This window comes from Saccharothrix sp. 6-C (assembly GCF_016695385.1).
GTDB classification, from domain to species: Bacteria; Actinomycetota; Actinomycetes; order Mycobacteriales; family Pseudonocardiaceae; genus Actinosynnema; species Actinosynnema texasense.
The window spans coordinates 8543726-8565793 of sequence record NZ_CP064192.1; the positions used below are offsets into that span (position 1 = coordinate 8543726).

General features: G+C 73.3%; 22 protein-coding genes. 13 read left to right on the forward strand and 9 right to left on the reverse strand.

Going from position 1 to position 22068, the window contains the following annotated elements:
* Positions 1–104 precede the first annotated feature (104 nt).
* From IOD16_RS37355 to IOD16_RS37370, 4 genes are read left to right on the forward strand one after another with little or no spacing between them, the layout of a single operon-like run.
* Positions 105–1589 (forward strand): cytochrome ubiquinol oxidase subunit I, encoded by a 1485-nt coding sequence (locus IOD16_RS37355; protein WP_123744728.1) that lies wholly within the window; start codon positions 105–107, stop codon positions 1587–1589.
* Positions 1590–1600: 11 nt separating this feature from the next.
* The gene (cydB, locus tag IOD16_RS37360; RefSeq protein ID WP_201438087.1) at positions 1601–2692 is read left to right on the forward strand and encodes a cytochrome d ubiquinol oxidase subunit II; all 1092 of its coding nucleotides are present in this window, start codon (positions 1601–1603) and stop codon (positions 2690–2692) included.
* Entirely contained in the window at positions 2689–5811 is a 3123-nt protein-coding gene (cydD, locus tag IOD16_RS37365) for a thiol reductant ABC exporter subunit CydD (RefSeq protein ID WP_201438088.1), read from the forward strand. The genes cydB and cydD overlap by 4 nt, the downstream gene beginning before the upstream one ends.
* A complete protein-coding gene (locus IOD16_RS37370) occupies positions 5808–6929 on the forward strand; it encodes a GAF domain-containing sensor histidine kinase (RefSeq protein ID WP_442978081.1) in 1122 nt (373 codons plus the stop codon). The genes cydD and IOD16_RS37370 overlap by 4 nt, the downstream gene beginning before the upstream one ends.
* 26 nt (positions 6930–6955) lie before the next feature.
* Here the strand turns inward: IOD16_RS37370 and IOD16_RS37375 are convergent, their stop codons facing one another.
* Entirely contained in the window at positions 6956–7585 is a 630-nt protein-coding gene (locus IOD16_RS37375; RefSeq protein WP_201438090.1) for a response regulator, read from the reverse strand.
* A gap of 60 nt (positions 7586–7645) precedes the next feature.
* Between IOD16_RS37375 and IOD16_RS37380 the strand changes: the two genes are divergently transcribed.
* On the forward strand, positions 7646–8128 hold the full coding sequence (locus tag IOD16_RS37380) for a GNAT family N-acetyltransferase (protein WP_201438091.1): 483 nt from the start codon (positions 7646–7648) through the stop codon (positions 8126–8128).
* A 59-nt stretch (positions 8129–8187) separates the two neighbouring features.
* Here the strand turns inward: IOD16_RS37380 and IOD16_RS37385 are convergent, their stop codons facing one another.
* Positions 8188–8790 carry a macro domain-containing protein gene (locus IOD16_RS37385; RefSeq protein WP_236594604.1) on the reverse strand — a complete coding sequence of 201 codons (603 nt, stop codon included), beginning with the start codon at positions 8788–8790 and terminating at the stop codon, positions 8188–8190.
* A gap of 114 nt (positions 8791–8904) precedes the next feature.
* On the opposite strand from IOD16_RS37385, the gene pheA reads away from it, so the two are divergent.
* Together pheA and IOD16_RS37395 are read left to right on the forward strand one after the other, a co-directional pair.
* Positions 8905–9798, forward strand: coding sequence for a prephenate dehydratase (gene pheA / locus IOD16_RS37390; protein WP_236594605.1), 894 nt, complete (start codon positions 8905–8907; stop codon positions 9796–9798).
* A complete protein-coding gene (locus IOD16_RS37395) occupies positions 9795–10409 on the forward strand; it encodes a histidine phosphatase family protein (protein WP_201438092.1) in 615 nt (204 codons plus the stop codon). The genes pheA and IOD16_RS37395 overlap by 4 nt, the downstream gene beginning before the upstream one ends.
* 31 nt (positions 10410–10440) lie before the next feature.
* On the opposite strand, the gene IOD16_RS37400 is transcribed toward IOD16_RS37395, so the two are convergent.
* Both IOD16_RS37400 and IOD16_RS37405 read right to left on the reverse strand, forming a co-directional pair.
* Entirely contained in the window at positions 10441–10791 is a 351-nt protein-coding gene (locus tag IOD16_RS37400; RefSeq protein ID WP_123744719.1) for a metallopeptidase family protein, read from the reverse strand.
* Between the two features lie 4 nt (positions 10792–10795).
* Positions 10796–11863: a septum formation family protein gene (locus tag IOD16_RS37405; protein ID WP_236594606.1), complete on the reverse strand. Its 1068-nt coding sequence runs from the start codon at positions 11861–11863 to the stop codon at positions 10796–10798.
* A 120-nt stretch (positions 11864–11983) separates the two neighbouring features.
* Here IOD16_RS37405 and IOD16_RS37410 point away from each other — a divergent pair, with 120 nt between their 5' ends.
* From IOD16_RS37410 to IOD16_RS37420, 3 genes are read left to right on the forward strand one after another with little or no spacing between them, the layout of a single operon-like run.
* On the forward strand, positions 11984–12661 hold the full coding sequence (locus tag IOD16_RS37410; protein WP_236594607.1) for a hypothetical protein: 678 nt from the start codon (positions 11984–11986) through the stop codon (positions 12659–12661).
* The gene (locus IOD16_RS37415) at positions 12662–13825 is read left to right on the forward strand and encodes a glutathionylspermidine synthase family protein (protein ID WP_123744716.1); all 1164 of its coding nucleotides are present in this window, start codon (positions 12662–12664) and stop codon (positions 13823–13825) included.
* 28 nt (positions 13826–13853) lie between these two features.
* Positions 13854–14306: a DUF350 domain-containing protein gene (locus IOD16_RS37420; protein WP_123744715.1), complete on the forward strand. Its 453-nt coding sequence runs from the start codon at positions 13854–13856 to the stop codon at positions 14304–14306.
* Positions 14307–14360: 54 nt separating this feature from the next.
* Here IOD16_RS37420 and IOD16_RS37425 read toward each other — a convergent pair whose 3' ends face one another.
* Complete coding sequence (locus IOD16_RS37425) at positions 14361–14975, reverse strand: DUF6891 domain-containing protein (RefSeq protein ID WP_170185168.1); 615 nt, start codon at positions 14973–14975, stop codon at positions 14361–14363.
* 113 nt (positions 14976–15088) lie between these two features.
* On the opposite strand from IOD16_RS37425, the gene serS reads away from it, so the two are divergent.
* Positions 15089–16339, forward strand: coding sequence for a serine--tRNA ligase (serS, locus tag IOD16_RS37430; protein WP_123744714.1), 1251 nt, complete (start codon positions 15089–15091; stop codon positions 16337–16339).
* Between the two features lie 51 nt (positions 16340–16390).
* Here the strand turns inward: serS and lhgO are convergent, their stop codons facing one another.
* Together lhgO and IOD16_RS37440 are read right to left on the reverse strand one after the other, a co-directional pair.
* Complete coding sequence (lhgO, locus tag IOD16_RS37435; protein ID WP_123744713.1) at positions 16391–17578, reverse strand: L-2-hydroxyglutarate oxidase; 1188 nt, start codon at positions 17576–17578, stop codon at positions 16391–16393.
* Between the two features lie 11 nt (positions 17579–17589).
* Positions 17590–18480, reverse strand: a complete 891-nt coding sequence (locus IOD16_RS37440; protein WP_201438093.1) for an LLM class flavin-dependent oxidoreductase — start codon at positions 18478–18480, stop codon at positions 17590–17592.
* Between the two features lie 47 nt (positions 18481–18527).
* Between IOD16_RS37440 and IOD16_RS37445 the strand changes: the two genes are divergently transcribed.
* Positions 18528–19346 (forward strand): HAD family hydrolase, encoded by an 819-nt coding sequence (locus tag IOD16_RS37445; protein WP_201438094.1) that lies wholly within the window; start codon positions 18528–18530, stop codon positions 19344–19346.
* A 43-nt stretch (positions 19347–19389) separates the two neighbouring features.
* Positions 19390–20325, forward strand: coding sequence for an NAD-dependent epimerase/dehydratase family protein (locus tag IOD16_RS37450; RefSeq protein ID WP_201438095.1), 936 nt, complete (start codon positions 19390–19392; stop codon positions 20323–20325).
* Positions 20326–20390: 65 nt separating this feature from the next.
* Here the strand turns inward: IOD16_RS37450 and IOD16_RS37455 are convergent, their stop codons facing one another.
* Positions 20391–20945 carry an acyltransferase gene (locus tag IOD16_RS37455; protein WP_236594608.1) on the reverse strand — a complete coding sequence of 185 codons (555 nt, stop codon included), beginning with the start codon at positions 20943–20945 and terminating at the stop codon, positions 20391–20393.
* 5 nt (positions 20946–20950) lie between these two features.
* Complete coding sequence (locus IOD16_RS37460; RefSeq protein ID WP_201438096.1) at positions 20951–22066, reverse strand: DegT/DnrJ/EryC1/StrS family aminotransferase; 1116 nt, start codon at positions 22064–22066, stop codon at positions 20951–20953.
* Positions 22067–22068 lie beyond the last annotated feature (2 nt).

Sequence of the window (22068 nt, forward strand, 5' to 3'; positions counted from 1 at the left end):
ACACGTCGGCGGCGGTGTGACACCGCACACCGGGACCTTGGTCCCGGGTCCCGGGGGACCGTCGTACCTGAGGCCGGGCACCGGTCCGGACCTAGGTTCGACCCGTGGACGTCCTCGACCTGGCACGGTGGCAGTTCGGCATCACCACCGTCTACCACTTCCTGATGGTGCCGCTGACCATCGGGCTCTCCCTGCTGGTGGCGGGGATGCAGACCGCGTGGGTGCGCACGGGTGACCGCAAGTACCTGGCGATGACCAAGTTCTGGGGCAAGCTGCTGCTGATCAACTTCGCCATGGGCGTGGTCACCGGCATCGTGCAGGAGTTCCAGTTCGGCATGACGTGGAGCGCCTACTCGCGCTTCGTCGGCGACGTGTTCGGCGCGCCGCTGGCGATGGAGGGCCTGGTCGCGTTCTTCGTCGAGTCGACGTTCCTCGGGCTGTGGATCTTCGGCTGGGACCGCCTGCCGAAGAAGGTCCACCTGGCCTGCGTCTGGGCGTTCTCGCTGGCCACGATCGCGTCGGCGTACTTCATCCTGGCCGCGAACTCGTGGATGCAGCACCCCGTCGGTGTGGAGCTGGTCGACGGCCGGCCGCGGCTCACGTCGATCTGGGCGGTGCTGGGCAACAACACCACGCTGGCCGCGTTCCCGCACACGGTCTTCGGCGCGTTCGCCGTCGCCGGCACGTTCCTGGTGGGCGTCGCCGCGTGGCACCTGTGGCGGCGCAGCGACGACGGCCCGGTGTGGCGCGCGTCGGTCAAGTTCGGCACGTGGGTGGGCGTCGTGGCGTTCACCGGGCTCGCGATCAGCGGTGACGTGCAGGGCAAGCTGATGTTCGAGCAGCAGCCGATGAAGATGGCCGCGGCCGAGGCGCTGTGCCACACCGAGCAGCCCGCCGCGTTCTCGGTGTTCGCGATCGGCGACGTGTCGCGGCCCGACTGCGAGAACGTCAAGAGCGTCACCGTGCCCGCGCTGCTGTCGTTCCTGGCGCACAACGACTTCACCACCGAGGTCAAGGGCATCGAGGAGCTGGTGCCGCTCTACCAGGAGAAGTACGGGACGAACTACCCGGTCGACCCGAAGCTGGGCGAGCTGTCGGGCAAGCCGATCGACTACGTGCCGAACCTGCCGGTCACCTACTGGGGCTTCCGGCTGATGATCGGGTTCGGCGGGCTCGCGGTCGGCGCCGGGCTGCTGGTCCTGTGGCTGACGCGCGGTGGTCGGACGCCCCGCGGCCGGTGGTTCAAGTGGCTGGCGCTGGGCAGCATCGCGACGCCGTTCCTGGCCAACAGCTTCGGCTGGATCTTCACCGAGATGGGTCGGCAGCCGTTCGTGGTGGTGCCGAACCCGAGCGGGGTGGACGGGGTGTGGATGTTCACCGCCCGCGCCGTGTCGTCGTCGACACCGGGGGAGGTGTTGACGTCGTTGGTCGCCCTGACGCTGGTCTACGGGGTGTTGGCCTGCGTCGAGGTGTTCCTGATCCGGCGGTACGTCCGCGCGGGGGTCGCGGGCGTGCTGCCGGCTCGAAAACCCGACGACGACGGGTCGCGTGACGACGACCGCGACGACGTCCTGACGTTCGCCTACTGAGAGGGGGAGCCGTGGAGACGCTCTGGTTCTGCGTGATCGCCCTGCTGTGGCTGGGCTACCTGTTCCTGGAGGGGTTCGACTTCGGCGTCGGCATGCTGCTGCCCGTCCTCGGCCGGTCGGAGCGCGAGCGGCGGGTGCTGATCAACACCATCGGGCCGGTGTGGGACGGCAACGAGGTGTGGCTGCTGGTCGCGGGCGGCGCCACGTTCGCCGCGTTCCCCGACTGGTACGCCTCGCTGTTCAGCTCGGTGTACCTGCCGCTGGTGCTGTTCCTGCTGGCGCTGATCGGGCGCGGCGTCGCGTTCGAGTACCGGGGCAAGGTCGACTCGGCGCGGTGGCGGCGGACGTGGGACGCCGTGATCGTCGCCGGCTCGTGGGTGGCCCCGCTGGGGGTCGGGCTGCTGCTGTCGGCGACCGTGTTCGGGATGCCGCTGGACGCGGCGGGCGACCGCGTCGGCTCGCCGTTCGCCTCGATCCGGTGGGAGACGCTGCTCGGCGCGGCGGCGGTCGCCGGGTACGCCCTGGTGCACGGCGCGGTGTTCCTGTCGCTGAAGACCGAGGGCGAGGTGCGGGAACGGGCCCGCGCGCTGGCGCTGAAGGTCGCACCGGTGGCGTTGCTGCCCCTGCTGGTGCTGCTGCTGACCGTGCAGCTGAGGTTCGGGTCGGCGTGGACGTGGGGCGCGTCGATCGTGGTGGCGCTGGCGGCGCTGGGCGCGTACGGGCGGCTGGTGCTGCGGCGCGAGGGGCAGGCGTTCGCGTTGATGGGCGTCGCGGTGGCGGCGACCGTGGCGGCGCTGTTCGGCGCGCTGTACCCGAACGTGCTGCCGTCCACCCTGGACCCGGCCTGGTCGCTGACCGTGGCGGGCGCGGCGTCGAGCCCGTACACGCTGACCGTGATGACGTGGGTGGCCGCGTTCGGCACGCCCGCGGTGCTCGTCTACCAGGGTTGGACGTACTGGGTGTTCCGCAAGCGGATCGGCACCCGGCACATCCCCGCTGTGTCCGTCCCTTCCGCGTCCGCCCCCTCCGGGTCTGTTTCTTCTGGGCCGGCTTCTTCTGGGTCTGTTTCTTCTGGGCCGGCTTCTTCTGGGCAGGTGCCGTGAACTTCCCCGGAGCCCCTTCCGCCACGAAGCCGGGGAAAGGCCCGCTCGGCGCGCTGCCCGCGCTCTCGCGCTCGGCGCGCCGGGCGTTGGCCTGGTGCGCGGCGCTGGCCGCGCTGACGGCGGTCGCGCTGGTGTGGCAGGCGGTGGCACTGGCGTCGGCGCTGGTGACCGGCGGGTCGTTGTGGGTGCTGGCGTGCGCGGTCGTGGTGCGGGCGGGGCTGGCGTGGGCGACCGAGTCGGTGGCGGCGCGGGCGGCGGCGGGCGCGAAGGAGGAGCTGCGGGCGGCGGTGCTGGACCGGGCGCTGGGCCTGGGGCCGTCGTGGATCGTGGCGCGGGGGCCGGCGTCGTTGGCGGTGCTCGCGACCAAGGGGCTGGACGCGCTGGACGCGTACTTCACCCGCTACCTGCCGGCGTTGGTGACGACGGCCGTGGTGCCGGTGGCGGTGGGCGGTTGGATCTTCCTCACCGACCCGACGTCGGCCGTGCTGATCGCGGTGACGCTGCCGCTGATCCCGGTGTTCGCGATCCTGATCGGCCGGTTCACCGCCGACCGGGTGGCCGCCGCGGCGTCGGCGCTGGAGCGGCTGTCGGGTCGGTTGGCGGAGCTGGTGCGGGCGTTGCCGGTGCTGACCGCGTTCGGGCGCGCGGCGGCCCAGGCGTCGGCCGTGCGGGAGGTGGGCGAGCGGTACCGGCGGGCGACCATGGGGACGCTGCGGGTGGCGTTCCTGTCGGCGTTGGTGCTGGAGATCGTAGCGTCGCTGTCGGTGGCGCTGATCGCGGTGGGGATCGGGCTGCGGCTGGTGTCGGGGGAGATGACGCTGGTCACGGGCCTGGTGGTGTTGATCCTCGCGCCGGAGTGCTACCTGCCGCTGCGGGCGGCGGGCGCGGCCCACCACGCGTCGGAGGACGGGGTGGAGGCCGTGCGGCGGGTCGCGGAGATCCCGGCTCCCGGCACGACCTCGACCTCGACCTCGACCTCGGCTGTGGCCGGGTCGACGCCGGTGGTGGGGGTGGAGGTCCGGGACCTGCGCGTCCGGCGGCGGGAGCGGTTCGCGCCGGACGGGGTCGGGTTCCGGGTGCGGCCCGGGGAGGTCCACCGGCTCGACTCGCCCAGCGGCGCGGGCAAGTCGACGTTGTTCGGGGTGCTGCTGGGGTTCGTGGAAGCGGACGGCGGGTCGGTCGCGGTCGACCGGTCGGCCATCGCCTGGGTGCCGCAGCGGCCCGCGTTCGCCGGGCGGACGGTGGCCGACGAGCTGGAGCTGACCGCGGGACGGGTCGACCACGACGTCCTGGCGTCGGTGGCGGCGGAGCACCTGGTGGCGCGGCCGATCGCGGAGCTGTCCACCGGCGAGCGGCAGCGGGTCGCGGTGGCGCGCGCGCTGACGCGGGTGCGGGACGGCGCGAAGGTGCTGCTGCTGGACGAGCCCACCGCGCACCTCGACCCGGCGACGGCCGCGAAGGTGATGGCCGCCGTGCACCGGGCCGCCGCCGAGGGCGCGGCGGTCGTGCTGGCCACCCACCGGCTGGTGGGTGGGCGGGCCGAGGAGGTCGCGGCGGCCCGTGAGGTCCGGGCCGCGGACGACCGGCCGGTGGTCCCGCGGACGCCGCGGCCGACCCGGAGGCTGCTGGCCGGGGCACTGCTGGGCGCGGCGGCGTCGTTGAGCGGGGTCGCGCTGACGGCGTTCGCGGCATACCTGATCGCGAAGGCGGCCACCCAGCCGCCGATCCTGACGCTGTCGGTGCTGGTGGTGGGCGTGCGGACGTTCGCGCTGGCCAAGGGCGTGTTCCGGTACCTGGAGCGGCTGGTGTCGCACGACGCCGCGTTCCGGCACGCCGAGGCGGCGCGGGTCCGGCTGTGGCGCGGTCTGCGGCCCGGTCAGGCCGAGCTCACCCGGCTGGTGGACGACGTCGACACGGTCCGCGACCTGGTGCCGCGCGTGCTGCAACCGCCGCTGATCGCGGTGGGCGTGTCGGTCGCGGCGGTGACGTTGTTCGCGGTGATCGAGCCGGTGGCGGGCCTCGCGCTGGCGGTGGCGCTGGTCGTCGGCGGCACGCTGGCGCCGGTCGTCGCGGTGCTCACCGAACGCCGTGCCACGGCCGTGCTCGCCAGGGGGCGGCGGCACGTGTCGGAGCAGGTGCTGACCCTGCTCACCGCCGCGCCGGACCTGATCGCGTTCGGGGCCGATCGCCGGGTGCGCGCCGACCTGGCGCGGCTGGACGCGGACCTGGCGCGGCAGGCCCGTCGGCAGGCCTTCGGCGCGGGCGCGGCGATCGGGATCGTGCACCTGACGACCGGGCTGGCCGCAGCGGTGTGCATCGGCCTGGCCGGCGGTGTCGACCCGCTGCTCGTTCCCGTGCTCGGCCTGGTGCCGCAGGCGTTGGCCGAGGTGTTGAGCACGCTGCCCACCGCCGCGCAGCACCGCGGGGCGTTGCGCGAGTCGTACGGCCGGATCGTCGACCGGTCGACGCCGACGCAGGGCTCGCGGGTTTCGCGGGTGGAGCGGGGCGCGGTCGGTGGCGCGGTCGGCCTCGAAGGCGTCACGGTGACGTGGCCGGGCAGCGCGGAACCGGTGCTGGAACGGGTGTCGTTCGACCTGCCGGCCGGCGCGAAGGTGGCCGTGGTGGGTCCGTCGGGGGCGGGCAAGTCGAGCCTGTTCGCGTTGCTGCTGGGGTTCATCGAGCCGGAGCGCGGCCTGGTCTGGCGGCCCGACCGGGTGGCGTGGTGCCCGCAGGAGCCGATGCTGGTCTCGACCACGGTCCGCGAGAACCTGCGGCTGGGCGACCCGCGGGCGGACGACGAGCGGTTGCGGTGGGCGCTGGACGTGGCGGGGGTCCGGCTCGACCTGGACACCGTGATCGGCCCGACGCTGCTGTCGGGTGGCGAGGCGCAGCGGGTCGCGCTGGCCCGCGCCCTGCTCTACGACGCCGACCTGGTGCTCCTCGACGAGCCGACCGCCCACCTGGACGAGCCGACCGCCGCCGCGCTGCTGGCGCGCCTGGACGACGTGCTGCGGGACAAGACCGTCATCCACATCACCCACCGGCCGGGCGAAGCCGCCCGGACCGACCTGGTGCTGGACGTCACCGAGGGGCGGACGCGGGCCAGGGCCTACCGTTGACCACCGTGGACCCCGCCCGCGTGCTCGCCGCGTCGACCGAGATCACCTCGGCCGCCCTGTCCGGCGACGACCCGGACGCCGTGCTGCCGCTCGTGGTGCGCAGCGCCGTCGACCTGGCCGGCGCGGACCTCGGGCTCGCCATGGTGACCGCCGACGACGGCACGCTGACCGTCGAGGCGTCCTCGGGCGACGACGACCCGGTGGGAGTCGTGCTGTCGAGCCGTTCGTCGGCGGCGCGGGCGGCGCGGACCGGCGTGCCCGTGGTCGCGGCCGACTTCACCACCGACCCGCGCACCGCGCCGTTCGTGCCCAAGGCGTTGCGCGGGTACGGGCCGTTCGCGGTCGCGCCGTTCGGCACCAAGGAGCGCCGGATCGGCGCGCTGGCGGTGTACCGGCGCAAGGGCGCGCGACCGTTCAGCCCGGACACCGTCGAGGTGCTGGCCGCGTTCGCCGCGCAGGCCGGGCTGGCCGTCGTGCTGGCCGAGGGGTCGACCGCGCGGCAGCGGATAGCGGTCTACCAGGAGCGCGAGCGCATCGCCCGCGACCTGCACGACGTGATCATCCAGCGGTTGTACGCGACCGGCGTGCAGCTCGACCTGCTCGACCGGCGGCTCAAGCTCGAAGGCCGGGAGGCGCGGCGGCTGGCCGACTGCGTGGACCAGCTCGACCAGACCATGGCGGAGGTCCGCGCCACCGTGCGGGCGCTGCGGAGCGCGGACCCCGGCAAACCCGCCGACGTCGACCTGAAGGGCTCGGTGCTGGCGGAGGCCCGCACGGCGGGCGAGCTGCTGGGGTTCGAGCCGGACGTGCGGATCGAGGGGGAGGTCGCGGACGTGCCCGCGGACCTGGCCGACCACGCCCGCGCGGCGCTGCGCGAGGCGTTGTCGAACGTGGTGCGGCACTCGGGCGCCCGGCAGGTCGGCATCACGCTGCGCCGCACACCCGACCGGCTGGACCTGGAGGTCGCCGACGACGGCTGCGGCATCCCGCGCGGCGTCGCCAAGCGCGGCCTGCGGCACCTGGAGGAACGGGCCCTGGCCGCCGGGGGCGGCTGCGAGCTCACCTCCTCGCCCCGCACCGGCACCACGATCACCTGGCACGTCCCGCTGACCGGCTGACCGGGCGTCCGCCGGCCGGTGAGCGCCTAGCGCGAGCGGCGGGCGACCCAGGCGGCGGCTTGGGTGCGGCGTTCCATGCCCAGCTTCGACAGCACGGCGGTGACGTAGTTCTTCACCGTCTTCTCGGCCAGGAACAGCCGTTCGGCGATCTGGCGGTTGGTCAGGCCCTCGCCGATCAGGTCGAGCACCCGCCGTTCCTGCTCGGTCAGCGCGTCCAGCACGTCCACCTCGGCCGGGCGGCGCATGCGGTCCAGGACGCGGGAGGTCGTCTGCGGGTCCAGCAGCGACCGGCCGGCCGCCACCTCGCGCACGGCGGTCACCAGGTCCTGCCCGCGCACCTGCTTGAGCAGGTAGCCCGAGGCGCCCGCCATGATCGCGCCGACCAGCGCCTCCTCGTCGTCGAACGCGGTCAGCACCAGGCACTTCGGCCCGTCCGCCAGGGCGCGCAGCCGACGGCACAGCTCCACGCCGCCGCCGTCGGGCAGCCGCACGTCCACCACGGCCACGTCGGGCCGGGTCGCCGACGCGCGGACCAGGGCCTCGTCCACCCCGCCCGCCTCGGCGACCACCGAGATGTCGCCCTCGTCCTCCAGCAACTCGCGCAGCCCCCTGCGCACCACCTCGTGGTCGTCCACGAGCAACACTCGCACGGGCACGAACCAACCATAGGTCGAATGCCGGTACCCACCGCGCCCGCCCGCCAAGACAGTGCAGGGATGCTCGTACGCGCGATCGAGGAAGCCGACCGGATCGTCGTCGGCAGGCTGGTGCTTGAGCTGTGGGGCGCGCACACCGCGGTCGCCCACGGCCAGGTGTTCTTCCCGGCGAGCCTGCCCGGGTTCCTGGTCGAACAGCAGGACACCGTCGTCGGGTTGCTCACCTACGCCGCCGCCGACGGCCACTTGGAGATCGTCACCATCGACGCGCTGCGAAGAGGCAGGGGTGTCGGCAGCTCGCTGGTCGACGCCGCCGTGCACCGGGCGCGGCAGCTCGGCTGCTCCCGGGTCCGGCTCACCACGACCAACGACAACCTCGACGCCCTGCGCTTCTACCAGCGCCGCGGCTTCCGGCTCGCCGCCCTGCGCCCCGACGCGGTGCGCGAGGCCCGCCGCCTCAAGCCGGAGATCCCCAGCGTCGGCGACTACGGCATCCCCATCACCGACGAACTGGACCTGGAGCGCTGGGTCGCGCCACGCTAGTTGTCCACAGGCCCCAGCCGGGCTGTCCACAGGTTGTGCACAACCAGCGGCCGGACGCGTCACCTGCTGGGCAGTGGGCTGAACACCTCGTCCCACGCCGCCGCGACCTGCCGCGCGCACGTGGCGGGCGCGACGCCGCCGACACCGGTGCCGAGACCCGGCATGGCGATCGTGCGCACGACCGCGCGCAGCGGGCGGCCGTCGTCCAGCCGGCCGGCCAGCCACAACCGCAGCACGGCGCGCGCGGCCAGGTACGGGTGCACGGTGTCCGCGGGCAGCAGCTCGCCGGGCTGCCGCATGGTCGGCGCGCTGATCAGCCACTCGGGCTCGGGCTCGCCGGTCGGCACGACCAGCGCCTCACCCACCGGCAGCTCGCCGCCGTGCAACCCGAGCACCGCACTGCGCACGTTGCCCTCCACCAGCGGGAACGCACGCGCGTAGACCGCGTCGATGCCTCCCCGCATCCAGCCGGAGGAGTTCGCGGGGCTCACCACGGCCTCGGCGACGATGTCGAGCACCGAGCCCCGGTGCACCTCGACGCCGCTGCGCCCCTCGGCCACCGCGAGCCAGGCGCGGGCCAGCGGTTCGTCGACGGCGCACAACACCAGACGGGGAACTGCTACCGGAGCGTTGATCTCACCCTCCGTATCGGCGGCGGACACGTCACCAGCATTCCAGGACAACCCGTTGCTGCGGAACGGGGGCGGGCACCCACCGGGCGGGTGATCCTCGCCTCAACAACAGTCACCGGACGTGGTCCTCGTATCGTTGCGGCCGTGCTCGCCTACTTCGGACCGCAGGGAACCTTCACCGAGCAGGCCGCACGCGGCTTCGCCTCTCCGCAGCAGGAGCTGGTGCCGTTCGAGACGGTGCCCGCCGCCCTGGCCGCCACCCGGCGCGGGGAAACCCGGTCGGCGTGCGTGCCGGTGGAGAACTCCGTCGAGGGCGCGGTGCCCGCGACGATGGACGCGCTGACCGAGGGCGAGCCGCTGGTCGCGGTCGCCGAGGCGGTGCTGCCGGTGCGGTTCAGCGTGCTGGTGCGGCCCGGCGGCGAGCCCGTGCGCACCGTCGCCAGCCACCCGCACGCGCTGGCCCAGGTGCGGCACTGGCTCGCCGAGCACCTGCCGGAAGCCAAGGTGGTCGCCGCGACGTCCACCGCCGCCGCAGCGCGCGCTGTGCTCAACCACGAGTTCGACGCCGCTGTCAGCGCGCCGGTGGCCGTGCGGCACTACCCGCTGGAGGTGCTGGCCACCGACGTGGCCGACGTGCGGGACGCGAAGACCCGGTTCCTGCTGGTCCGCCCGCCCGGTGAGCTGCCCGAGCCCACCGGCCACGACCGCACGTCCGTCGTCTGCACGGCGGCGGACCGGATCGGCGCGCTGTCGGAGCTGCTGACGGAGCTGGCGCTGCGCGGCATCAACCTGACCCGCATCGAGTCGCGGCCGACCAAGGGCAGGCTCGGCGAGTACCGGTTCTACATCGACTTCGACGGCCACGTGGCCGAGCCGAGGGTGGGCGACGCGCTGGCCGCGCTGCACCGGCACTGCCCGCACACCCGGTTCCTCGGCTCGTACCCGAAGGCCGAACCGGGTGGCGCGGTGGCCGGCAACGAGGAGTTCGTGGCGGCGGCCGACTGGGTCGACGCGGTCCGGAGGGGGCAGGGCGCGTGAGGTTGATCCTGGTCAGACACGGCGAGACGGCGTCGAACCTGAAGATGGCGCTGGACTCGCTGCCACCCGGTCCGCCGCTGACGGAAGCGGGACGGGCGCAGGCCGCCGCGCTGGCCGAGCAGCTGGCCGCCGAGCCCGTGGCGGCCGTGTACGCCAGCACGGCGGTGCGCGCGCAGGAGACCGCGGCGCCCGTGGCGGCGGCGTTCGGCCTGGACGTCGAGGTCGTGGAGGGCGTGCAGGAGATCTTCTGCGGCGACCTCGAAGGGCGGCACGACCGCGAGGCGTTCGAGGAGTTCATCGCCACGGTGAAGCAGTGGGCCGCGGGCGACCTGGACGTGCCGCTGCCCGGCGGCGAGAGCGGCCGCCAGGCCATCGACCGCTGCCTGGCCGCGGTGGACCGGATCACCGCCAGGCACCGCGACGGCGACACGGTGGTGCTGGTCAGCCACGGCGCGGTGCTGCGGATGGGCGCGCTCGCGCTGGCCCGCAACGTGGGCCCCGCCCTGGCCGAGGCGGGTCTGCTGCCCAACACCGGCCGGGTCGTGCTGGACCGCGCCGGCGACGGCTGGCGCTGCACCTCGTGGACCGGCGTGGACGTGGTCGACGGCTAGCCGGAGTGCGTGCCGGTCGGGGGCAGGCCGGTCAGCCCCAGCCCAGCTCGTGCAGCTTGGCGTCGTCGATGCCGAAGTGGTGCGCGATCTCGTGGACCACGGTGACCACGACCTGCTCCACCACGTCCTCCTCGGTGCGGCAGATGTCCAGGATCGCCTCGCGGTAGATGTAGATCCGGTCCGGCAGCACGCCGCCGTAGTCGCTGGTCCGCCTGGTCAGCGCGATGCCGTGGTAGAGCCCGAGCAGGCTCGGCACGTCCGGGCTGCGGTCCTCGACCAGCACCACGACGTTGTTCATCGCCGCCGCGAAGTCCGGCGGGATGAGGTCGAGCGCCTCACCGACTAACTCCTCGAACCGCTGACGGGTCATCTCCACCGGCATGTCGTCACCTCGACGTCGTAGTGGTCGTGGCTGTCGTGGTCGTCTCGTCCGACTTCGGCGGCTTGGAACCCGACGAGGGCGGTGCGGCGGAGCTGGAGTTGGACTGGGAGTGCAGCGGCGCGCCGGTCGGCTCGTCCTGCTGCACGGCGGTCGTCTGCGGCGGGTTCGACGTGGTCAGCGGCGGGGCGTCCGGGTTGCGCACGCTGCCCTCCCACGCGATGAGGACGCCGTCCACGGGGGTCGCGCCGACCTTGCAGTTCGCCAGCCGGGAGCCGGCGGCCCAGCTCTGCGGCACCCGCGTGTCCCAGGTGACGATGAGGCCGCGGGCCTTGAGGTCGGCGCCACCCGTGTACTCGGTGGTGAGCTTGGCGCACTCGGTGAACATCAGCTCGTCCTGCTGGTCGGGCACGGGGAACTCGCCCGGCGGCATCGGCACCACGCCGGTGATCTCGAACGTGTGCGGCTTCGCGCAGTCGATCGGGTCGGCGACCGACCCGGTGGCGGTGATGCCGAGGCACACGCCCGGGTCGTAGACGTCGGACTGGTCCTGGGCGCGCGCCGTGCCGTAGGACGGGAGCAGCCCGCCCGCCGGGCCGGCCACCTGCAGGCCGCAGCGCAGCGTCCGCCGGCCCTCGGCCCACAGCCGCTCGCCCGGGTTGAGGGGGCCGACGGTGTACTTGCCGTACGGGTCGAACTTGCCGCCGAGGTAGTCCAGCGACGTCTTCGCGCACTGCTCCTGGCTGATCTGCTGCCACTGCTCGTCGTCCGGGAACGGCGCCTGGGGGCCGTGAGCGGCGGAGATGTCCGCCACACCGGTCACTTCGAACAGGTGCTGGGCGGCGCAGTCGACCTTCTCCACGTCCGACAGGTCCTGCTTGGTCCAGTTCAGGCAGTCACCCGCCTGAGCAGCCATGACGGGGTTCACCGCGGTCGTGGCCGGGCTGCCTGCCCCGCCCGCGCCCACCGGCCACCCGGTCAGCGTGCTCAGGGCCAGCAGCACGAACGCGCCAGCGGACGCGCCGAGCATGACCAAGTGGTCACCTCGACGAAACCAGCGCGTGGTGGCGGACATCTACTCCATGATGCCTGTGTAGGCCGTGCAACCGTTCGGGCGGGTGCGGAGTGTTGCTTTTGGGACACTCGTCACCCATTCGGCGGCAGATCTCTGTAGCGTCCCCGCCGGGAGTGGCTGATGACTGAGAACGACAACACCGGTAGCGCCGCGACACCCGGCCAGGGTGGGTCGAGCGGACCGGACCAACCGACCGGACCGGCGACGCCGGGGCCGGGTGGCGGTGGCGCGTCGCCGCCGCCCTACGTGCCCCCGACGCCGCAAGAACCGCCGCAGGGCGGCCGCGGTCAGATCCGCAGCCAGGAAGCGGGCCGGACCAAACCCCGGCCGCCGACGCTGGCCGAGCAGCGCGCCCGCGCCGCGGCGATCGAGCAGCAGCGCGAGCAGCAGCTCGCCGTCGAAGCCGAGGGGGCCCGCCGCAAGAAGCTGCGCAAGCGCCTGCTCATCGGCGGTGGCGTGGCCGTCGGCGTGGCCGGCGTGGTGGCCATCTGGTACGCCGCGTCCAGCCCCGACGACGTGGTCGCCCAGTGCGTCAAGGACGACGTGGTGGTCGAGGACCAGTACTGCGACGAGCAGTACGCGCGCAGCCACGGCGGGTACGTCAGCAGCGGGTTCATCTACATCGGCGGCAGCTCGTACCGCTACAACTACGGCGCGCCGAGCACCCCCGTCGGCCAGAAGGTCAGCGGCGGCAGCTACACCATGCCCAAGGGCGCGAACATCTCCACCAAGTCGGGCACGGTCGTGCAGCGCGGTGGGTTCGGCGTGTCCGGCGGCAGCAAGAGCGGGGGCAGCTGAGTGCGTCGGGAGTCCTCCGCGCCCCGGCCGAACTGGCAGCGCACCGTCTCCGAGCAGGGGCTGGTGTTCGGCGCGCCCGCGCGGGCCGCGGACGGCAGCCCGCGCCCGTACTGGGACGAGTCGGCGCACTACGTCTTCGACATGAGCGACGTGCTGTCGCTGGAAGCCGACGTGGAGCTGCTGCACAACATGTGCCTGGAAGCCGTCGACAACGTGGTGCTCACCGAGCGCTACCGCGACTTCGGCATCAACGAGTGGCTGTGGCCCGCGATCGCCGAGTCGTGGAAGCGGCGCGACCCGCACGTGTACGGGCGGTTCGACCTGCGCTACGACGGGAGCGGGCCGGCCAAGCTGCTGGAGTACAACGCCGACACCCCGACGTCGCTGCTGGAGGCGTCGGTCGTCCAGTGGAACTGGAAGACCGACGTCTACCCGGAGGACGACCAGTGGAACTCGATCCACGAGAAGCTGGTCGAGCGCTGGGCCGAGATCGGCAGCCGGCTGCCGTCCAACGAGCTGCACTTCACCTGGTCGGGCGCGGACCCCTCGGGTGAGGACCACGTCACCGTGGCCTACCTGCAGGAGACCGCGGCCGAGGCGGGCATGGACACCGTCGGGCTGGCGATCGAGGAGATCGGCTGGGACTCGCTGCTGAAGCGGTTCGTCGACCTCGAGGACGCGCCGATGGGCACGGTCGTGAAGCTCTACCCGTGGGAGTGGGTGGTCGACGAGCAGTTCGGCCGCTACGCGGTGGAGAGCCTGCCCGGCACCCTGTGGGTCGAGCCGCTGTGGAAGATGCTGCTGTCCAACAAGGCGCTGCTGGCCGTGCTGTGGGAGATGTACCCGGGCCACCCGAACCTGCTGCCCGCGTTCCTGGACGACCCCGGCCTGCTCACCGAGTACGTGCGCAAGCCGCGGCTGGGCCGCGAGGGGCAGAACATCCAGATCGTCGCCCCCGGCTACGAGACCCAGACCGGCGGGGTCTACGGCAAGGAGGGCTTCGTCTACCAGCTGTTCGACCCGCTGCCCGAGTTCGACGGCTACCGGCCGGCGCTCGGCGCGTGGGTCGTCGGCGACTCCTCGGCGGGCCTCGGCATCCGGGAGACCGTCGGCCTGGTCACCGACGACGGCGCGGCGTTCGTGCCGCACAGGATCGTCGAATGAGCTTCAACCCGCACAACCTGGAGGGTCCGTGAACTCCCACCTCGCGTTGGACGCCGGCTTCGGCGCCGCCATCGGCCAGGGCGTCGGCGCGATCGCGCTCTACGCCGTCGTCGGCCTGCTGCTGATGATCGTCGGCTTCTACGCCATCGACTGGACGACGCCGGGCAAGCTGAGCGCGCTCGTGCGCGGTGGCGCGCCGAACGCGGTCATCGTGACGTCGGCGGGCCTGGTCAGCATGGCCCTGATCGTCGTGGTGGCGATCTACAGCTCGGCGGGCAAGCTGGCCGAGGGCCTGCTGTCCGCGCTGATCTTCGGCTTCGTCGGGATCATCGTGCAGGTGCTCGCGGTGCGGCTGCTGGAGTGGGTGACCCGGCTCGACATCGGTTCGCTGATCGAGTCCGACCGGTTCGCGCCGGCCAGCGTCGTGGTCGCCTCGGCGCACGTCGCCCTCGGTCTCGTGGTCGCCGTCGCGATCTCGTAGCACCACCTGCTCCGAAGGGGGTCGCGCCGATCGGCGCGACCCCCTTCGTGCTGCTCAGGCCACCGGCAGCCGCTTCTGCCAGGCGATCGGGCCGACCTGGATCCGGGTGCGCGCCGACCCGTTCCACTCGACGGGCAGGCCGCCCGCGGCGAGCGCGGCGACCACCTCCCGGCCCACGGCCTCGTCGGCCGCCGCGTGGTCGACGGGCTCCAGGTCCGCCTCGTCGCCGAACGAGCCGTAGGCGAGCCACACGCCGCCGCCCGCCACGGCGCTCTCGGTGTCCTGCCGGTGGAAGAACACGTACCCGCGCGCGTCCTCGCCCGCCTCGTCGCCGATCTCGGCGTGACCGCAGGTCTGGCAGCACGTGAAGTCGGCGCGGGCCACGATCCCGGCCCGGTCGAGCGCGTCGAACACCGCGAACAGCCGGTCCACGTCCGTGCGCTCCGGCCAACCCTCCTGCTCGGCGGCCCGCTCCCGCCACACCCGCCGCACCACCGACCGCGCGACCGGCGGCGTGACGGGGTGCTCGTCGTCGAAGTGGTCGACCAGGTCCCGCACGATGTCGTCGGACGAGGTGAAGCCGGCGTGCACCAGCGTGCGCGCGTAGTCCTCGACCTCCTCCAAGACCTCGGCGGGCAGGGCGTCGTCGTCGTCGGTTCGTTCAACCACGGGTGCATCCTGCCCGAGGGGTCCGACAATTCCCGGCCGCCCGGGGCCGTCGGGGCCGCGCCCGGCCGGAAGTCGTTCGAAGTGGTTTCCACCCGGGTACTACCCTTCCTGGTGTGATTGACCTGAAGGCACTGCGCGAGAACCCGGAAGCCGTCCGCGCGTCGCAACGCGCGCGTGGCGAGGACGAGACCGTGGTCGACGCGCTGCTGTCCGCCGACGAGCGCCGCCGGGCCGCCATCGCCCGCGCCGACGCGCTGCGCGGCGAGCAGAAGACGTTCGGCAAGCAGGTGGGCCGGGCCAGGGGCGAGGAGCGCGACGCGCTGCTGGCCAAGGGCAAGGAGCTGGCCGCCGAGGTCAAGGCCGCCGAGGCGGAGCAGTCCGCCACCGAGGCGGAGCTGACCGAGCTGCACCGCGCCGTGCCCAACGTGGTCCACCCCGAAGCGCCCGAGGGCGGCGAGGACGACTACGTCGTGCTCAAGCACGTCGGCGAGCCGCGCGAGTTCGACTTCGACCCCGCCGACCACCTCGACCTCGGCGTGCGGCTCGGCGCGATCGACATGGAGCGCGGCGCGAAGGTGTCCGGCTCGCGCTTCTACTTCCTGACGGGCGTCGGCGCCCAGCTGGAGCTGGCGCTGCTGAACATGGCCGTCGCCCAGGCCACCGCGGCCGGGTTCACGCTGATGATCACGCCGACGCTGGTGCGCCCGGAGATCATGGCCGGCACCGGGTTCCTCGGCGCGCACGCGAGCGAGATCTACCGCCTCGAAGCCGACGACCTGTACCTCGTCGGCACCTCGGAGGTGCCGCTCGCGGGCTACCACGCGGACGAGATCCTGGACGGCCCGAAGCGGTACGCGGGCTGGTCGTCGTGCTACCGGCGCGAAGCGGGCTCGTACGGCAAGGACACCCGCGGCATCATCCGCGTGCACCAGTTCAACAAGGTCGAGATGTTCTCCTACGTCAAGCCGGAGGACGCCGAGGCCGAGCACGCCCGGCTGCTGGCGTGGGAAGAGGAGATGCTGGCCAAGATCGAGGTCCCGTACCGGGTCATCGACACGGCCGCCGGCGACCTCGGCACGTCGGCCGCGCGCAAGTTCGACTGCGAGGCGTGGATCCCGACCCAGCAGGCCTACCGCGAGCTGACGTCGACCTCGAACTGCACCACGTTCCAGGCCCGCCGGCTCAACGTGCGCTACCGGGACGAGAACGGCAAGCCGCAGATCGCCGCCACGCTCAACGGCACGCTGGCCACCACGCGGTGGATCGTCGCGATCCTGGAGAACCACCAGCAGGCCGACGGCTCGGTCGTCGTGCCGCAGGCCCTGCGCCCGTTCCTCGGCCTCGACGTGATCAAGCCCGCCTAGGCGCGGCTCGGCCCGTGGCCTGACCGCGCGCGGCGGTCAGGCCACGGCCGGTCACGTCCAGCTGTGCTCGACCTGCCCGGCCACGTGCTTGCCGATCTCCAGGGCCGACGTGGCGGCCGGCGAGGGCGCGTTGAGCACGTGCACCTGGCGGGGCGCGGTGTCGATGAGGAAGTCGTCGACGAGCGAGCCGTCGGCGCGCATCGCCTGCGCCCGCACGCCCGCGGAGGCGCGGACCAGGTCGTCCTCGCCGACGGCGGGCACCAGGCGGGCCAGGCTGCGGGCGAAGCGCTTGCGCGACAGGGACCGCAGGACCTCTTCCACGCCGGTGCGGGCGAAGGTGCGCGCCAGCCGCCAGGTGCCGGGGAACCGGGCGACGTCGACCAGGTCGGAGGGGGAGATGTCGCGCCAGCGGTAGCCCTCGCGGCGCAGGGCGAGGACGGCGTTCGGGCCCGCGTGCACGCTGCCGTCCAGCATCCGGGTCAGGTGCACCCCCAGGAACGGCAGGGCCGGGTCCGGCACCGGGTAGATCAGGCCGCGCACCAGGTGCCTGCGGTCGTGGCGCAGCTCGTAGTACTCGCCCCGGAACGGGACGATGGCGGCCGAGGGCGTCACGCCCGCCAGCTTGGCCACCCGGTCGCTGTGCAGGCCCGCGCAGTTCACCAGGGCGTCCGCCCGGATGACGCCCCGCGTGGTGGCCACCTCGACGCCGCCGCCGCTGAGCGCCCGGCGGATGGCCAGCGCCGGGGTGTGCAGGCGCAGGTCCTGCCCGTTCAGCTCGCGGACCATGGCCTCGCACACGGCGGGGAAGTCGATGATGCCGGTGCTCTCCACCCGCAGCGCGGCCACCGCCGCGACCTCGGGCTCGTACTCCCGGGCCTCGTCGACGCCGATCCGCTTGGCGGGCACGCCGTTGGCCTCGGCGCGGGCCGCCAGCGCCTCCAGGCGGGGCAGCTCGTCCGGCGAGGTGGCGACGACGAGCTTGCCGCACACCTCCACCGGCACGCCGTGCTCACGCGCGTAGGCGACGATCGAGGCGTTGCCCGCCACCGACATCCGCGCCTTCAACGACCCCGGCTTGTAGTACAGGCCCGCGTGCACGACGTTGCTGTTGTGCCCGGTCTGGTGCGCCGCCCACCGCGGCTCCTTCTCCAGCACCACCACGTCGTGCCCGCGCCGGACCAACTCCCGCGCGGTCGCCAGGCCTACGATTCCGCCACCGATCACCACAACTCGTCGCACGGGCCGGAACGCTAGCCGACCAGTTCGGGCAGCACGTCGGCGGCGACCCGTTCCAGCACCGCCTCGCTGCCCGCGTACACGCCGTCGGCGCGGGGCCAGTGCACGACCAGGTCGGTGAACCCCAGCCCGCGCGCCCGCCCGGCCACCTCGCGGAAGTGCTCGACGCTGGTCAGCGAGTACACCGGGCAGGAGTCGGCGTTGAGGTGGAAGTCGATCGACTCCTTGGCCCGCCCGATCCCGGCCAGCACCTCGCGGAACCGCGCCGCCATCGCGGCGACACCGTCCCACCAGGCGGTCTCGTCGTCGGTCTCCGGGCCGGTGGTGACCCAGCCCGTCCCGTACTTCGCCGCCACCGCCATCGCCTTCGGCCCGTTGGCCGCGACCACGAACGGCAGCCTCGGCCGCTGCACGCAGCCCGGGGCGCTGCGGGCGTCCCGGATCTCGTAGTGCTCGCCGCTGAACGTGGTCCGCTCCTGCGCCAGCAGCAGGTCCAGCGCGGCCACGAACTCCTCGAACCGGCCCTGCCTGCTGGGCGTGCCCCGCTTGGTGCCGAACGAGGTGGCGCCCATCACCTCGGTGTCGTATCCCACACCGCCCGCGCCGACGCCGAGCGTGAAGCGGCCGTCGGAGAGGTCGTCGAGGGCGAGCAGCTCCCGGGAGAACGGCACCGGGTGGCGGAAGTTGGGCGAGGCGACCAGCGTGCCGAGCCGGATCGTCGAGGTGGCCGAGGCCGCCGCGGCCAGCGTGGGCACGGCGCCGAACCACGGCCCGTCGACCAGCGAGCGCCAACCCATGTGGTCGTAGGTCCAGGCGTGGTGGAAGCCGTACTCCTCGGCGGCCTTCCACTTGTGTTCGGCCATCCACCAGCGGTGTTCGGGCAGGATCACAATCCCAGTGCGCACCCGGCGACGGTAGCCGAGTCCGTTTCGGGGGAGTGCACCATGTGGGGGTGCAGAGACCTTCCCTTGTGGCATCCGACGTCGACGGCACCCTGCTCACGCCCCTGGGCCGGGTCAGCCCGCGCACGGCCGGCATGGTCGGCCGGGTGCTGGCGGCCGACGTCCCGTTCGTGCTGGCCACCGGCCGCCCGCCCCGCTGGGTGCCGGAGGTGGCCGCCGCCGCGGGCCTGTCCGGCTACGCCGTGTGCTCTAACGGCGCGGTGCTCTACGACATCGGCGCGGACCGCGTCGTCACCGCCGAGCTGCTCAGCCCCCAGCAGCTGACCGACCTGGCCGCCGTGCTGGACGAGGCGCTGCCCGGCTGCGCCCTGGCCTCTGAGCGGGTCGGCGAGTCCGCCCGCGGCGCCACCGAGCCCGAGTTCATCGCCGACGAGCACTACCTGCACCCGTGGGACGAGGGCGGGCAGCCGCTGCCCGGCCACCAGCGGGCGCAGCTGCTCGGCAAGCCGGCGGTGAAACTGCTGGTCAGGCACCCGTCGATGGCGTCGGACGAGATGGCGCGGGCGGCCGGGCCGCTGGTCGGCGACTCCGTGGCGATGACCTGGTCGACCAACGAGGGCCTGCTGGAGTTCGCCGCGCCCGGCGTGACGAAGGCCTCCGGCCTGGCCGCCGTCGCCGACCGGCTCGGGGTGGCCCCGGGCGGCGTGCTGGCGTTCGGCGACATGCCCAACGACGTGCCCATGCTCACGTGGGCGGGCCACGGCGTGGCCATGGCCAACGCGCACCAGGACGCCCTGGACGCCGCCGACGAGGTCACCGCGGCCAACTCCGAGGACGGGGTGGCGCTGGTGCTGGAGAGGTGGTTCTAGGCTGCCCGTGAGACTCCCCGAACCCACCCCTGGAGAGACACCCGTGCGCGCACTCGTGACCGGCGGTGCCGGCTTCATCGGTTCTACCCTGGTCGACAGGCTCCTGAGGGACGGGCACGAGGTGCACGTCGTCGACGACCTCAGCCGGGGCAAGCGGACCGCGCCCGCCGACCCGGCCCACGCCGACCGGTACTCGTTCTCGCGGGTCGACATCACCTCGCCGGAGCTGGCCGACGTGGTGGCCTCGTTCGGCCCCGAGGTGGTCTACCACCTGGCCGCGCAGATCGACGTGCGCGTGTCCGTGGCCGAACCGCTGCTCGACGCCACCAAGAACGTGCTCGGCACGGTGAACCTGGCCGAGGCCGCCCGGCGCGCGGGCGTGCGCAAGGTGCTGTTCGCGTCGTCCGGCGGCTCCATCTACGGCACGCCCGACGCGCTGCCGGTCGCCGAGTCGACCCCGATCAACCCCAAGTCGCCCTACGCCGCGTCCAAGGTGTCCGGCGAGGTGTACCTGAACACCTACCGGCAGCTGTACGGCCTGGAGTGCACGCACCTGGCGCTGGCCAACGTGTACGGGCCGCGGCAGGACCCGCACGGCGAGGCGGGCGTGGTGGCCATCTTCGCGTCCGCGCTGCTCGCGGGCCGGCCGACGAAGGTGTTCGGCGACGGCGGCAACACCCGCGACTACGTGTTCGTGGAGGACGTCGTGTCGGCGTTCGTCGCGGCCTCCGGCGAGGCGGGCGGCGGCCGGCGGTACAACATCGGCACCGCGCACCAGGTGTCCGACCGGGAGCTGCACACGCTGGTCGCCCGGGCGGCCGGGGTGGCCGACGAGCCCGAGTTCGCGCCGGCCCGGCTCGGCGACCTGCGCGCGTCGGCCATCGACCCGTCGCTCGCGCAGGCGGAGCTGGGCTGGAAGCCCGAGGTGGACATCGCCACCGGCGTGCACCTGACCGTGGACTACTTCCGCGACGCCTGACCCCGGACGCGGCCGGCCGGTGACGAGGAGTTCCCCGTCACCGGCCGGCCGCCGTCGTTCCCGACCTACCCCTTCGCCACGAGCCCGTCGCCGTCCGGCACGTGCTCGGTGCCGCAGGAAGGGCAGCGCAGGTCGTCGTCGAGCCGGGTCGCGCAGCGGCACACCCAGCCCTTCCGCTTGGCCGGGTTGCCCACCACGAACGCGTGCGCCGGCACGTCGCGGGCCACCACCGAGCCCGCGCCGACGAACGCGTTGCGCCCGATCGTCGTGCCGCACACCACGACCACGCCCGCGCCCAGGGTGGCGCCCTCGCGCACCAGGGTGGGCAGCAACTGGTCGCCGCCGAGCTTCTGGTGCGCACGGGGCCGCATGTCGTTGGTGAACACGGCGTTCGGCCCGAGGAAGACGTTGTCCTCGCAGGTCACGCCGTTGTAGACGAGCACGTTGTTCTTGACCGTGACGTTGTCGCCGAGCACCGCTTCGTTCTCGACGAACGCGCCGTCGCAGATGTTGCAGTCCTTGCCGACCCGCGCGCCCGGGAGCACGTGCGCGAACGCCCACACGCGGGTGCCCGCGCCGACCGAGTCGCTCTCGCACAGGCCCATCGGGTGGACGAACACGCCGCTCAACGGACGGCCCCGGCCAGGACCTCGACCACCCGCTCCTGCTGGGCGCGGGTGATGCCGGGGTACATCGGCAGGCTCAGGATCTCGTCCGCGACCCGCTCCGCGTGGGGGAACGAGCCGACGCCGTGCGCGTCGGAGGCGAACGGCGCGGCCAGGTGGATCGGCGTCGGGTAGTGGATCGCGGCGCCGACGCCCTGGTCCTGCAGGTGCTTGAGCACCCGGTCCCGCTCGGCGACCCGGACCACGTACAGGTGCCACACGTGCTCGTTGCCGTCCAGCGTCTTCGGCGCCACCACGCCCTCGACACCGGCCAGCAGCTCGCCGTAGTACTCGGCGGCGGCGACCCGCAGCGCGTTCCACGCCTCCAGCCGGCGCAGCTTGGCGTGCAGCACCACGGCCTGCAACGTGTCCAGCCGGCTGTTGAAGCCCAGGGTGCTGTGCACGTACTTCTGCTGCGAGCCGTGCTGGCTCAGCAGCCGGACCCGGTTGGCCAGCTCCTCGTCCTGCGTGGTCACCGCGCCAGCGTCGCCGTAGGCGCCGAGGTTCTTGCCCGGGTAGAAGCTGGTGCCGGCCAGGTGGCCGAGCGAACCGGACACCGCGCCGTTGCGCCGCGCGCCCTGCGACTGGGCGGCGTCCTCGACGAGGAACACGCCCTGCTCGTCGCACGCCGCCTTCAGCTCCTCGACCGGCGCCATCTGGCCGTAGAGGTGGACCGGCAGCACCGCCTTGGTGCGCTCGGTGAACGCCGCCAGGGCCGCCTTGGTGTCGATCAGGTAGGTGTCGGGGTCGCAGTCCACGAACACCGGCGTCGCGCCCGTGCGGGCCACGGCCTCGGCGGTCGCGATGAACGAGTTGGTCGGCACGACGCACTCGTCGCCGGCGCCCACGCCGACGGCGCGCAGCGCCAGCTCCAGCGCGTCGGTGCCGTTGGCCACGCCGACGCAGTGCGCGACCTGGCTGTACTCGGCGTACGCCCGCTCGAACTCGCCGACGGCGGGACCGCCGACGAACGCCGTCCTGGCCAGCACCGCGGCCCAGCCCTCGGCGACCTCCTCGGCCACCTCGGCGTGCTGGAACTTCAGGTCGACGGGGGGGATCGGGGCCGGGATCGTCATCT